This window comes from Arthrobacter agilis, from assembly GCF_002953615.1.
GTDB lineage: Bacteria > Actinomycetota > Actinomycetes > Actinomycetales > Micrococcaceae > Arthrobacter_D > Arthrobacter_D agilis_B.
Window position 1 is genome coordinate 306,857 of record NZ_CP024915.1, and the last position, 12,974, is coordinate 319,830.

The window sequence follows — 12,974 nt, forward strand, 5'->3', positions numbered from 1 at the left end:
TCGCGGACACCCGCGCCGAGAGTTCGCGGGGGCTGAAGGGCTTGCCGATGAAGTCGTCGGCGCCGATCTCGAGGCCGATCAGGCGGTCGATCTCGTCCTGGCGGGCCGTGACCATCACGATGTAGGCGTCACTGACGGCACGGCACTGGCGGCACACCTCCACCCCGTCGAGGTCCGGCAGATTGAGGTCGAGGGTGATCAGGTCGGGCCGGTGCTCCTTCACTGCCGCCACGGCGTCCAGCCCGGACGCGGCCTCCACGATCGCGAACCCGTTCATGCGCAGGGTCGTGGAGAGCAGTTCGCGGATATCCGGATCGTCCTCGACGACCAGCGCAGTGCGCTGCGGCGGAGAAACGGACATGGAACAAGAGTTCCATACATCGGGAGCCCGGAGGGCACGGAACGGACACTTGGCTTGAACTGATCTTGAGGATCGGCCAGTCCGCCCCCGTAGACTGCCGGGATGCAGCCGACCACCCTCAGCACCGTGCAGGTGAACGGCCTCACCCTCCGGATCCGGACGACGCCGGGGACCGACGCGTCCGCCACGTCCCGTTCCCCGTACGTCCTCGTCCATGGACTGGGCATGACCCACCGGTACCTCGACCGGCTCCGCGCCGAACTGGCGTCCGACGCCGTCGTGCACTCCGTGGATCTCCCCGGCTACGGACCGGATCCTCAGCCGGGCGGCCGGCTCGGGGTGGAGGACCACGCCGCCCTGATCATCGAGGCGCTGGCGGCCATCGACGTCCGGTCGTGCATCCTGATCGGGCATTCCATGGGAGTGCAGTTCGTCACAGAGGCAGCCCTCCAGGCGCCCGACCTCGCGGAACGGATCGTCCTGATCGGGCCGGTGGTCGACCGCGACCGCCGCACGGTGATCCAGCAGGCCGTCTCGCTCGGACGGGACACGTTCCGGGAGAGCCCGTCCGCGAACTGGACGGTGTACACGGACTACCTCCGCACGGGCGTGCGCTGGTACCTGCGCCAACTGCTGCCCATGATGGAGTACCCGCTGGAGCGCGCGGTCGAGCGGGTCCGGTGTCCGGTCCTGGTGCTCCGGGGCGGGCGTGATCCCGTCGCCCGGCGGCGCTGGTGCAGGGAACTCGCGGCACGCGCCCGGTATGGTCTCCTCGTGGAGATCGACGGCCAGCCGCATGTCGTCCAGCATTCGGCGGCACCGGCCGTCGCAGCGGAGATCATCGCCTTCCGGAGCGTGCCGGCCGCCGACGATCCGGCTTTCTTGTTCCAAGCTTCGGACCGGCCATCGGGAAAACTTGAAGATCGAAGCGCATAGTAGACGTATTGCAGCTGGTCCCGTCCGTCGTTCCATCGATCAGCTGCAAAGACACGGCACCCGGCCTGCGCTGATCGACAGCGTCGGCCGGGTGTTCCAAGCACCGGAAGGAAGATCGCATGCCTGATCTGCAAGAGTGGTCGACCAGCCGCCTGCTCACGACCGCCGCACGTCTCGTCGACCACGCGTGGAACGAGAGGCTGCTGGACATCGGGATCACCCATGCCGGCTACACCACCCTCGGCGTCCTGGCCCGCGAGGGCACCATGACGGGGGCGAAGCTCGCCCTCGCGGTGCACGTCCAGGCCCAGACGATCGGCAAGACGATCGAGAAGCTCGAGCGCCAGGGGTTCATCTCCCGTATCCGCGACAGCATCGACCGCCGCAGCCAGCGCATCACGATCACGCCGGAGGGCGTCGAGGCCCTCGCCAAGGCCGAGGACATCGAGCGCACACTGATGGTCGGCGAAGGACTGGAGTCCTTCGAGCTGCGCAGCCTGCTGCGCGGCATCGTCGGGGAACTCGCTCCCCAGCGGCAGAAGCCGGCAGCCGCCGTCGTCTGAGGCCTGCGCCGCAGCATCGTCCGACAGAACGGTCGTCCCTCGGGACGGCCGTTCTGTCGTCTCCGGGTGCACCAGGGCACAGACCGGAGGAATCGGTGCGGCGGATCGGCCCTTGACCTGGGACAACGACCTCAAGCTCTCCCACCCGCCCACGCCGCAGGAGGTGGAGGCGACGTGGGAGAAGTACCCCGACGCCGCCGCCGCCCTCGTCGTCAGCCCCACGCCCTACGGGAGCTGCGCCGACCTCGGAGCCATCGCGAGGATCTGCCACGACCGCGGAAAGCCCCTGATCGTCGACGAGGCGTGGGGTGCGCAGCTGCCGTTCCATCCCGACACCCCCACCTGGGCCATGTCCGCCGGGGCGGACCTCTGCGTGGTCAGCGTGCACAAGATGGGCATCGGCTTCGAGCAGGGCTCCGTGTTCCACCTCCAGGGGGACCTCGTGGACCCCGTCCGGCTCGAGCACTGTGCGGACATCCTCTCCACCACCAGCGCGAACGTGATGCTGTACGCAGCGATGGACGGGTGGCGGCGCCAGATGGTCCAGAGCGGACATGACCTGATCGACCGCGCGCTGGCCCTCACGCGGCGGGTCCGCGAGCAGATCGAGGAACTGCCCGGCCTGTACGTGCTGGAGGAGGAACTTACCTCCCACGAGGCTTCCCACGACCTCGACATCCAGCATGTGCTCGTCGACGTCTCGGGTCTGGGCATCACCGGGTACCAGGCCCACGACTGGCTGCGCGAGAACTGCAGGCTCGACTTCGGGACCACGGACCACCGTCGCCTCGAGATCACCATGTCCATCGCGGACGACGAATGGACCGTCCAGCGGCTGATGGACGGACTGCGCCTGCTGATCGACGCGGCCCCGGACTTCCCGCCATCGCCTCCCGTGCTGATCCCGGACGAGGGCGAACTGGACCTGGAGACCGTCATGCTGCCGCGCGATGCCTTCTTCGGTCCCGTGGAGGACATCCCGATCGAGGAATCCGTGGGTCGGATCGTCGCCGAGCTCGCCACACCCTACCCTCCGGGGGTCCCCGTCTTCCTGCCGGGGGAGCGCATCAACGAGGCGTCCGTCAAATACCTGCGCAGCGGTGTCGACGCCGGCATGGTCCTCCCCGATCCCGGGGACGCGTCCCTCGGGACCATCCGCGTGGTGAAGGAGTAGCACCCGGAGGCGGTCGCCGCCGCGTCCGGCAGGGGCGTCAGGTCGCCGGAGAAGGGCTCAGGGAGGGTTTCCTAGACAATCTAAGCATCCGTCGTACGATGAGCGGGTGAAGGACGAGCATCGACAGGCGGCCGCAGCCGAACTCCAGGACCTCATGCTGACCAACGAGACCGTCGACCAGTTCCTGGAGGATCTCGCCGGTCTCTCCTCGAGGATCCTCGGCCGCTCCGTCGAGGTGCAGTGCGGAGTGACGTACCGGCACCAGGACCTGGCCACGACGGTGGCCTCCAGCAGCGAGGAGGCACGGACGCTCGACGAGATCCAGTACGGTTTCGGCGACGGTCCCTGCCTGCACGCCATCAGCACGGGCAGGACCGTGATCGTCGACGACGCCCGTACGGACGGACGCTGGCCCGACTACTTCGCGGCGGTCGCCGATCACCGGTACTTCGCCATGATGGGCGTTCCCCTGGTCCTCGACGGCCAGGGCGGGGCGGCGCTGAATTTCTACGCGGCCGAGCCGGGAACCTTCACCAGCACCACCCAGGCGCTGGCGGAGGGATTCGCCCTCCAGGCCGCGAAGGCGCTGCAGATGGTCCTCCGGGTCTCCCGGCAGGCCGACACGTCCTCGGGCCTCAGGGCGGCGATGGAGTCGAGGACCACTATCGACATCGCCATCGGGATCATCATGGGCCAGAACCGCTGCACCCAGGCGGAGGCCTACGCGGTCCTGACACGGGCCTCGAATGCCCAGAACCTGAAGATCCGCGAGATCGCGCACAGGATCGTCGGCGGAGTGTCCGCCGAGCCGGCGCGTACGCACTTCTCGGACTGACAGGGCGGTCGCTCTCCGCGATCACCCGCGGGCAGGAGTCCGGGGCGAGCACGGTCCGGAAGGCTTCCACCGGCTCCGTACCGACCGGGAGGAGTCCTCCGGCGAGGCGGTCGCCGTCGGGGAGTTCGCCGTCGGGGAGTTCACCCGGCGGCGGAAGCCGGCCCCGACTGCGCGAGTCCGGCGAGGTCGTTGAAGCTGTACAGGTGCAGGCCTGCGTACCCGGAGGCACGCACCGCCCCCACCAGCGGACCCGGGTCGTAGGACGCCGACGAGAGCAACTGCCTGACGGCGGCCCCGGAGTTCGAGGCGCCCGCGGAGCGTTTGAGGAAGCCGAGGGACTGCCCCACCCCGATCCTGCCTGCAAGCCGCACCAGCCGTGCCATGCGCACCGGGCCCGGCACTCCCGCCCACACCGGCAGGCCCACTCCTTGGAGCCGCAACCGTGACGGGTAACCCCGCAGCGTGTCCGGTGAGAAGCAGAGCTGGGTGACGCACCAGGACGCGAACGGCTGTTTGGCGAGCATCGTCCTGACCAGTTCCTCGTCCGTGGCGCCCGGGTGCCCTTCGGGATACACGGCCATCCCCATCCGGAGCACCCCGCCCGAGAGATCCGCGATGTCCTCCATGAGCGCCCCGCTCCAGGCGTAGGGCCCGGCGGCCGCGGTGGCATCCCCGCCGATCACGAAGACGTCACCGATGCCCGCGTCGGCGCACCGCTCGACGTACCCGGCCAGCTCCGTCCGGCCTGTCACGGATCGCGCGGCCAGGTGCGGGATGGCGGTGTAGCCGGCCCGCGCGAGGTCCACCGCCAGGCCCACGGCCTCCCGCGGGCCGTGGTGCGGCAGGCACGTGACGGTCAGGGCGGCGGGGGCGGGCAGGTGCTCGCGGAGACGGTCGGCAATGCCTTCCGACGGGATGACCTCCACGCGGACCGGCAGGTCAGTCATCGACGGTCAGCACTCCACCACGTTGAGGGCGAGTCCGCCGCGCGCGGTCTCCTTGTACTTGTCCATCATGTCCGCGCCGGTGTCGCGCATGGTCTTGATGGCGACGTCGAGCGAGACGTGGTGTCGGCCGTCTCCCCGCACAGCCATCCGAGCGGCCGTGATGGCCTTCATGGCTCCGACCGCGTTCCGCTCGATGCACGGGATCTGGACCAGGCCGCCCACGGGGTCGCACGTCAGCCCGAGGTTGTGCTCGATGCCGATCTCGGCCGCGTTCTCGACCTGCTCGGGCGTGCCGCCGAGCACTTCCGCCAATGCACCTGCCGCCATGGCGCAGGCGGAACCGACCTCGCCCTGGCACCCCACCTCGGCGCCGGAGATCGAGGCGTTCTTCTTGAACAGCGAGCCGATCGCCGTTGCTGCCAGCAGGAAGCGGACGACGCCGTCGTCGTCGGCTCCCGGCACGAAGTCGACGTAGTACTTCAGGACGGCGGGGATGATGCCGGCGGCACCGTTGGTCGGCGCCGTCACCACCCGCCCGCCTGCGGCGTTCTCCTCGTTGACGGCCAGGGCGAAGAGCGTCACCCACTCCATCGTCCCGAGGCGGTCGTTCGGGTCGTCCGCCTTCTCGAGCAGTTGGCGCTGGCGCTCGGCGCGGCGTCGCACGCTCAACCCGCCGGGCAGGATGCCGCCCGTGGTGGTCCCCCGCCGGATGGTGTCCTGCATGACCGACCAGATCTCCAGCAGCCCGGTCCGCACCTCGTGCTCCGGGCGCCAGGACAGCTCGTTGGCGAGCACCACGTCGGAGAAGGACCAGCCGGTCGCCCGGCAGATGCCCAGCAGCTGGTCGGCGGTACCGAAGGGATGGGCCACCGGAATCGGCTTGAGGGCAACGGTCTCGGAGCCGATCTCGTCCTCGTCGAGCACGAAACCGCCGCCCACCGAGAAGTATTCCCTAGTACGTATCACTTCGTCCGCCGCTGTATATGCCGTAAACCGCATACCGTTGGTGTGGTAGTCGAGACGCTGGCGGCGGTGCAGCACCACGTCCGTCTCCGGATCGAACTCGATGCGCTGTTCGGCTGCGAGGTTCAGCGACCGGCACTCGCCGATGTAGGCCACGCGGGCATCGGCCGAGGTCGGGTCCACGAGATGGGGCTGGTCCCCCTCGAGTCCCAGCAGTACGGCCTTGACCGTCCCGTGGCCATGGCCGGTGACGCCCAGCGACCCGAAGAGTTCCACACGGACCCGCTGCACGCCGGCCAGGAGGCCGTCGGCACGCAGCACCTCGGTGAAGAGGTAGGCCGCGGTCATCGGTCCGCCCGTGTGGGAACTCGACGGCCCGATACCGATCTTGAAGAGGTCGAACGCGCTGATCGTCACTGCGGCGATCCGGCGGGTCGCCGCTTGTAGAACGGCGTGGGGATCACGGTGAAGGGTTCGGGCCGCCCCCGGAGGTCCACCTGCACCTCGGTGCCGACGGCGGCGTACGCCGCGTCCACGTAGGCGAGCGCCACGGGGTAGCCGAGCGTGGGACTCGGCAGCCCCGATGTCACCGTGCCGACGGCTGCCCCGTCCACGACGACGTCGTACCCGGCCCGCGCCGACCGGCGGCCGACCGCCCGGAGTCCGACGAGACGGCGTGCCGGCTCGACCGCCTTCAGCGGTTCGAGCACCGAACGGCCCACGAAGTCGTCGGGCTTCTTCGTGCTGACCACGGGTCCGAGGCCCGCCTCGAACGGAGTGGTGTCGAGCCCGAGTTCGTGACCGTAGAGCGGCATGCCGGCCTCCAGCCGCAGCGAGTCACGGGCCGCGAGGCCACAGGGCAGCAGTCCGTGCTTCCCGCCCGCCTCCAGCGCTGCGTTCCAGAGCCGCACCGCGACGTTGCCGCCGAGGAAGATCTCGAAGCCGTCCTCTCCCGTGTAGCCCGTGCGGGCCAGGAGCACGGGGAGTCCAGCCAGCTCGAGCTCCACCACGGCGTAGTACTTCAGGTCCCGGATGGCGGCGGCGTCCTCGGGGCGCGCGAGATCGAGGAGGACCGCTTCTGCCGTGGGGCCCTGCACCGCGACGAGGGCCGTGGTGTCCGACTGGTCCTCCACAGCGACGTCGAACCCCTTGGCGCGCAGCCGCAGCTCCTCGGCCACCACGGGCGCGTTGGAGGCGTTCGGCACCACGAGGAAGGAGTCCCCGGTCAGCCGGTAGGTGATGAGGTCGTCGATCACCCCGCCCGCCTCGTTGCAGATCAGCGAGTACTTCGCCTTGCCCACGGCGAGGACCGCGAGGTTGCTGACCAGGGCGTAGTTGAGGAACTCCGCGGCCTGCGGCCCGCTGACGAGCACCTCCCCCATGTGGGACAGGTCGAAGAGGCCCGCGGCCTTGCGGACCGTGTGGTGCTCCTCCAGTTCGCTCCGGTACTTCAGGGGCATCTGCCACCCGCCGAAGTCGGTGAACGAGGCTCCGTGCGCCTCGTGCTGGGTGTACAGGGCTGTGTGCTTGCTCTGCTCGCTCATGGACAGCGGGTTCCTAGTCTTCGAAGGATTCGATGGGCGGGCAGGAGCAGACGAGGTTGCGGTCGCCGTGGGCGCCGTCGATCCTGCGCACCGGCGGGAAGTACTTGTCGTGCCGCAGGGAGCGGAGCGGATAGGCCGCGAGCTCGCGCGGGTAGGCCTGCGTCCACTCGTCACCGATGAGCACCTGGGCGGTGTGCGGGGCCTGCCGCAGGGGGCTCTCCTCGATGCTGAACTCGCCGGCCGCCACACGGTCGATCTCACCCTTGATGGCGATCATGGCGGAGATGAAGCGGTCCAGTTCGGCGAGGTCCTCGGACTCCGTCGGCTCCACCATGAGCGTCCCCGCGACGGGGAACGACAGCGTCGGCGCGTGGAACCCGTAGTCGATGAGCCGCTTGGCGACGTCCTCCGCGGTGACGCCGGTCGCGGCGGTCAGCGGGCGGAGGTCCAGGATGCACTCGTGCGCCACGAGCCCCTGCACGCCCGTGTAGAGCACGGGGAAGTGCTCCGTCAGGCGGGCGGCGACGTAGTTGGCCGCGAGCAGGGCATGCGCCGTCGCGCTGGTCAGTCCCTCGGAACCCATCAGGGCGACGTAGGCCCAGGAGATGGGCAGGACGCCGGCCGAGCCGTACATCGAACCCGACACCGGGGTGCCGCCCTCGGCCGCCGGGCCGCCGTCGGTAGCGATGTCGCGGTTCGCGTCCCCGGGCAGGAACGGCGCGAGGTGCGATGCCACGGCGACGGGCCCGACGCCCGGTCCGCCACCGCCGTGCGGGATGCAGAAGGTCTTGTGCAGGTTCAGGTGGGAGACGTCGCCGCCGAACTCCCCCGGCTGGGCGAGGCCCACCAGCGCGTTGAGGTTGGCGCCGTCGATGTACACCTGGCCGCCCGCGCCGTGCACCTTCTCGCAGACCCACCGCACGTCCTCCTCGAACACGCCGTGCGTGGAGGGGTAGGTGATCATGATGGCCGAGAGGTTCTCGGCGTGCTGCTCGATCTTGGCGAGGAGGTCGTCGTGGTCGATGTTGCCGTTGGCCGCGGTGCCGACCACCACGACCTTCATGCCGGCCAGGACGGCGGAGGCCGCGTTGGTGCCGTGCGCGGAGGACGGGATGAGGCAGACGGTGCGGTTCTCGTCGCCGCGCGAGCGGTGGTAGCCGCGGATGGCGAGGAGGCCGGCGAGCTCGCCCTGCGACCCGGCGTTGGGCTGCAGCGAGACGCGGTCGTACCCGGTGATCTCCGCGAGGCGCTCCTCGAGGTCGGTGATCAGCTCGCGCCAGCCCTCGGTCTGGCTCTCGGGCGCGAAGGGGTGGATCGAGGCGAACTCAGGCCAGGAGATCGATTCCATCTCGACCGTCGCGTTGAGCTTCATGGTGCAGGAGCCCAGCGGGATCATGGTGCGGTCCAGCGCGAGGTCCTTGTCGGAGAGCCGGCGGAGGTACCGGAGCATCGCGGTCTCGGAGCGGTGCAGCGAGAAGACGGGGTGCGTCATGAAGTCCGACGTCCGGTGCAGGTCGGCGGGGATCCGCGCTGCGGACGCCGACCCCGTGTGGGAGCCGCCGAAGACGGCGGCGACGGCGGCGACGTGCTCGGGGGTCGTCGTCTCGTCGCAGGAGATGCCCAGGTGGTCGGCGTCGACGCGGCGGAGGTTGTAGCCCTGCGCCTCCGCCTTGTCCGCGTACTCCGCGGCCTTTCCGGGCACGTGGACCAGGAGCGTGTCGAAGAAGGCATCGTGGACGACGTCGGCGTCGGACCCCGCGAGGGCATCGGCGAGCTCGGCGGCGCGCTGGTGCGTGGTCCGCGCGATCGCCGTGAGCCCCTCGGGGCCGTGGTAGACGGCGTACATCGATGCCACGATCGCCAGCAGCGCCTGGGCGGTGCAGATGTTGCTCGTGGCCTTCTCGCGACGGATGTGCTGCTCACGCGTCTGCAGGGCGAGACGGTAGGCGGGTGCGCCGTCGGCGTCCTTGGAGACGCCGACCAGGCGTCCGGGCAGCATGCGCTCGAGGCCCTTGCGGACGGCCATGTAGGCGGCGTGGGGGCCGCCGAAGAAGAGCGGGACACCGAAGCGCTGGGCGGAGCCGACGGCGATGTCCGCGCCCTGCTCACCCGGAGCGGTGATGAGCGTCAGGGCCAGGAGGTCGGCGGCGACCGTGACGAGTGCGCCGCGTTCCTTCGCCGCGGCGACGACGGCCGCGTGGTCGCGCAGTGCGCCGGAGGCGCCGGGCTGCTGGAGGACCACTCCGTTGATGTCGCCGTCGGGCAGGCCCGCGGAGAGATCGGCGACCTCGACGTCGAAGCCGAGCGCCTCGGCACGACCACGCACGACGGCGACGGTCTGCGGCAGGGCGTCGGCGTCGATGACCGTGCGGCCCTTGTTCTTGCCCGAGCGGCGCATCAGGAGGACGGCCTCGGCGACGGCGGAGGCCTCGTCGAGCAACGAGGCATTGGCGATGTCGAGGGCCGTGAGGTCCTGGACCATCGTCTGGAAGTTCAGGAGGGCCTCGAGGCGGCCCTGGGAGATCTCCGGCTGGTAGGGCGTGTAGGCCGTGTACCAGGCGGGCGACTCGAGTACGTTGCGGCGGATCACCGGCGGCGTCACGGTATCGAAGTACCCCTGGCCGATCATCTGGACGGCGGTCCGGTTGCGGCCGGCGATGCGTCGCAGCTGTGCCAGCACCTCGGTCTCGCTGAGGGCCGCGGGCAGGTTCAGCCCACGGTCCAGGCGGATGCTCGCGGGGACGGCCATGTCCACGAGCTTCTCGAGGCTCGGGTAGCCGAGGACCTCCAGCATGTGCCCGGCGTCGGAGGAACGAGGGCCGATGTGCCGGTCGGCGAAGGTGGATGCTGTGCCGGAAGCCTGGTCGGGTGAGGCGGTCATGGGAACTCCGTACGTCAGAAAGGGGGCGCGGGCGCGCGCGTGCCTGGTCGGGTTCCTCCCCGCTCTGTAGGGGACCTGAGAGTTTCCGCAGGGCTCCGTGCCTGCTTGCACCGTCGGTGAGCGCCGGGGCCGGCCCGATGCTGCTTTCCAGAGTTGCCTACCCGCAGCGGTACTGGGCCTGAGAGATTCCTGGGGAGGATTTGCTCCTACGGCGCCTGCCGGTGTTGAGTCAACGGCAGAACTCTCCCGCTGCAGATCGAGGGCGTATTCAGTTGGGGTTCTCGGCGTGTGAGCCGTCCCACAGCTTACCGCGCTGCACGGACCGGAGGCAAAGACGACCGGGGCGGAGGCCGAACCCTACCCCCTCGCCAGGAGGACCGGAAGTCCCGGGCGGAATCCGGTCGTCCTGGCTCCCCGGCTGTCGCCGTGCGGGGTTAGCGTAGGCGGAGAACCCCTGAGCACCTGGAGCATCGATGTCGATCCCCCGCTTGCGGTCGCTGGCAATGGCCCTGATCCTGCTGGCCGCCGTCGTGCCCGGCGCGACTCCGGCCATGGCCGCCGGCCCGTCGTACGTCGCCCTCGGTGACTCCTACTCCTCGGGGACGGGGACGCGGGCCTACCTGGCGGACGGCTCCGCCTGCCAGCGCTCGGTCTACGCGTATCCGTCCCTGATCGCGAGCGCCAGGGGCTACTCGCTGGACTTCCGCGCCTGTTCCGGCGCCACCATCCCCGATGTCGTCACCACCCAGCTCAGCGCGCTGACGCCGGCAACGGCGTACGTCTCGCTCAGCGTCGGCGGCAACGACGCCTCGTTCGTGGCAGTCCTGACCGAGTGCGCCAGGCCGGCCTGGATGAGCAACTGCAACGCGGCGATCGACCGCGCCCGGGCCGTCATCGTGAACCGGTTGCCCGCGAGCCTAGCCTCCCTGTACAGCCAGGTCCGGGCGCGCGCACCGCAGGCGTCCGTGACGATCGCCGGCTACCCGCGGATCTTCAACGGCGAGGACTGCAACGCGGCGACCTGGTTCTCGCCGGAGGAGGAGGCCCGCCTGAACGCGACGGCGGACCTGCTGAACAGCACGACCGCGGCAGCGGCAGCAGCGGCGGGCTTCACCTTCCGCAACCCGACCGCCGCCTTCACGGGGCATGCCGTGTGCGATGACGTCGAGTGGCTCAACGGCCTGTCGAATCCCGTGTCGGACTCCTCCCATCCCAACCGGGCAGGCCACGCGGCCGGCTACGTCCCCCTGCTCGGTCCAGCCCTCACCGGGAGCCGCGTCGATGTCACGGCAGCGACCGTGCAGGCCGCGGAGCTCTCGGCTCCGGCCCTGGCCGGGCAGCAGGCCCACCATGCCGCCCGGGACGCCGGGATCACACCGAAGGAATTCGTCGCGCCGGACCTGAAGAGCCCTGCCGCGCGAGCCGCCGCCGCACGCGCGGGCGTGGACCTCGCGGACCCCGCGAGCATCGCACGCGCCGACCGCGCCGCGGAGGCCCGCCAGAACGGCCATCGAGCGGACTGAATCCCGATCTCCCATCCGCCTGCACCAATGTCCATACGTTTGCATGGAATAACAGGGGTGGGTGGCCGGTTCTACTGGCAGGCCCAGGGCGGGCCTGAACGCAGAGCACGGGAGCAACACGATGGCACGCGAACTGGAACTCGGACTCGACACCTTCGGGGACGTCACGCGCGGACAGGACGGCAACCCCGTCCCGTACCCGCAGGTCATCCGGAACGTCATCGCGGAGGCGGTGCTCGCCGACGAGGTCGGCGTCGACTTCATCGGCGTCGGCGAGCACCACCGCGACGACTTCGCCGTCTCCGCCCCCGAGACGGTGCTCGCAGCGATCGCCGGGCAGACGAAGCGCATCCGTCTCGGCTCGGCCGTGACGGTCCTCAGCTCGGACGACCCCGTGCGCGTCTACCAGCGGTTCGCCACGCTCGACGCCGCCTCCGACGGCCGCGCCGAGGTCATCCTGGGCCGCGGGTCCTTCACGGAGTCCTTCCCCCTGTTCGGTTACGAGCTCTCCGACTACGAACGCCTTTTCGAGGAGAAGCTCGACCTGTTCTCCGAGCTGATCAAGGAGGGCCCGGTCACCTGGTCGGGAAGCACCCGCCCCGGCCTCACCGGCCACGAGGTCTACCCGAAGACGCACGGCGGACGCCTGAAGACCTGGATCGGCGTCGGCGGCAGCCCCGAATCGGTGGTGCGCGCGGCCCGGTACGGCATGCCGCTCATGCTCGCGATCATCGGCGGCGACCCGGCCCGGTTCGCCCCCTACGTGGACCTGTACCACCGAGCACTCACCCAGCTCGGGCAGCCCACGCTGCCCATCGGCGTCCACTCCCCGGGCTACATCGCCGACTCCGACGAGCAGGCCCGCGAGGAACTGTGGCCGGACAACCGGATCATGCGGGACCGCATCGGCCGCGAGCGCGGCTGGGGCCCCACGACCCGCGCCGAGTTCGACCAGGAGGCGGACTCCGGCTCGCTCTACGTCGGCTCTCCGGAGACCGTCGCGAGGAAGATCGCCACGACGGCGCAGACGCTCGGGATCGACCGCTTCGACATGAAGTACAGCGCGGGCCCGCTGCCCCACGAGAAGCTCATGCACAGCATCGAGCTCTACGGCACCAAGGTCATCCCCATGGTCCGGGAGATGCTCGCCTAGGCAAGGACCAGCCGGGACGAACTTCTCCTCGCGGCGGCGGGAGGGCGGCGGTAGCGTGACGCGGACGCGCCACCGCGCGCCCCGGGCGCTGAGC

Annotated in this window: 11 protein-coding genes and 2 riboswitches; of the genes, 6 read left to right on the top strand and 5 right to left on the bottom strand. The window is 70.1% G+C overall.

Going from position 1 to position 12,974, the window contains the following annotated elements; all coding sequences use genetic code 11:
* Positions 1-361 (bottom strand): response regulator transcription factor (locus CVO76_RS01510; protein ID WP_208740436.1); only part of this gene is annotated, 361 nt, incomplete at its 3' end.
* Between the two features lie 102 nt (positions 362-463).
* Here CVO76_RS01510 and CVO76_RS01515 point away from each other — a divergent pair.
* The 4 genes from CVO76_RS01515 (at position 464) to CVO76_RS01530 (ending at position 3,869) form a co-directional block, all read left to right on the top strand.
* A complete protein-coding gene (locus tag CVO76_RS01515) occupies positions 464-1,297 on the top strand; it encodes an alpha/beta fold hydrolase (RefSeq protein WP_208740437.1) in 834 nt (277 codons plus the stop codon).
* Between the two features lie 119 nt (positions 1,298-1,416).
* Positions 1,417-1,860, top strand: coding sequence for a MarR family winged helix-turn-helix transcriptional regulator (locus tag CVO76_RS01520; protein ID WP_133079972.1), 444 nt, complete (start codon positions 1,417-1,419; stop codon positions 1,858-1,860).
* 112 nt (positions 1,861-1,972) lie between these two features.
* A complete protein-coding gene (locus CVO76_RS01525) occupies positions 1,973-3,034 on the top strand; it encodes an aminotransferase class I/II-fold pyridoxal phosphate-dependent enzyme (RefSeq protein WP_208740438.1) in 1,062 nt (353 codons plus the stop codon).
* Between the two features lie 106 nt (positions 3,035-3,140).
* Entirely contained in the window at positions 3,141-3,869 is a 729-nt protein-coding gene (locus CVO76_RS01530) for a GAF and ANTAR domain-containing protein (protein ID WP_208740439.1), read from the top strand.
* A gap of 140 nt (positions 3,870-4,009) precedes the next feature.
* Here the strand turns inward: CVO76_RS01530 and CVO76_RS01535 are convergent, their stop codons facing one another.
* The 4 genes from CVO76_RS01535 to gcvP are packed head-to-tail and all read right to left on the bottom strand — an operon-like array spanning position 4,010 to position 10,204.
* A complete protein-coding gene (locus CVO76_RS01535; protein ID WP_208740440.1) occupies positions 4,010-4,816 on the bottom strand; it encodes a methylenetetrahydrofolate reductase in 807 nt (268 codons plus the stop codon).
* Between the two features lie 6 nt (positions 4,817-4,822).
* Positions 4,823-6,196: an L-serine ammonia-lyase gene (locus CVO76_RS01540; RefSeq protein ID WP_208740441.1), complete on the bottom strand. Its 1,374-nt coding sequence runs from the start codon at positions 6,194-6,196 to the stop codon at positions 4,823-4,825.
* On the bottom strand, positions 6,193-7,323 hold the full coding sequence (gene gcvT / locus CVO76_RS01545; protein WP_208740442.1) for a glycine cleavage system aminomethyltransferase GcvT: 1,131 nt from the start codon (positions 7,321-7,323) through the stop codon (positions 6,193-6,195). Before gcvT ends, CVO76_RS01540 begins: the two co-directional genes overlap by 4 nt.
* Before the next feature lie 13 nt (positions 7,324-7,336).
* Positions 7,337-10,204 (bottom strand): aminomethyl-transferring glycine dehydrogenase, encoded by a 2,868-nt coding sequence (gcvP, locus tag CVO76_RS01550; RefSeq protein WP_208740443.1) that lies wholly within the window; start codon positions 10,202-10,204, stop codon positions 7,337-7,339.
* A gap of 54 nt (positions 10,205-10,258) precedes the next feature.
* Positions 10,259-10,361, bottom strand: a riboswitch (glycine riboswitch).
* Positions 10,362-10,463, bottom strand: a riboswitch (glycine riboswitch).
* A 214-nt stretch (positions 10,464-10,677) separates the two neighbouring features.
* On the opposite strand from gcvP, the gene CVO76_RS01555 reads away from it, so the two are divergent.
* Positions 10,678-11,727: an SGNH/GDSL hydrolase family protein gene (locus CVO76_RS01555; protein WP_208740444.1), complete on the top strand. Its 1,050-nt coding sequence runs from the start codon at positions 10,678-10,680 to the stop codon at positions 11,725-11,727.
* A gap of 121 nt (positions 11,728-11,848) precedes the next feature.
* Positions 11,849-12,880 (top strand): LLM class flavin-dependent oxidoreductase, encoded by a 1,032-nt coding sequence (locus CVO76_RS01560; protein WP_208740445.1) that lies wholly within the window; start codon positions 11,849-11,851, stop codon positions 12,878-12,880.
* The last annotated feature ends 94 nt before the right edge of the window (positions 12,881-12,974 follow it).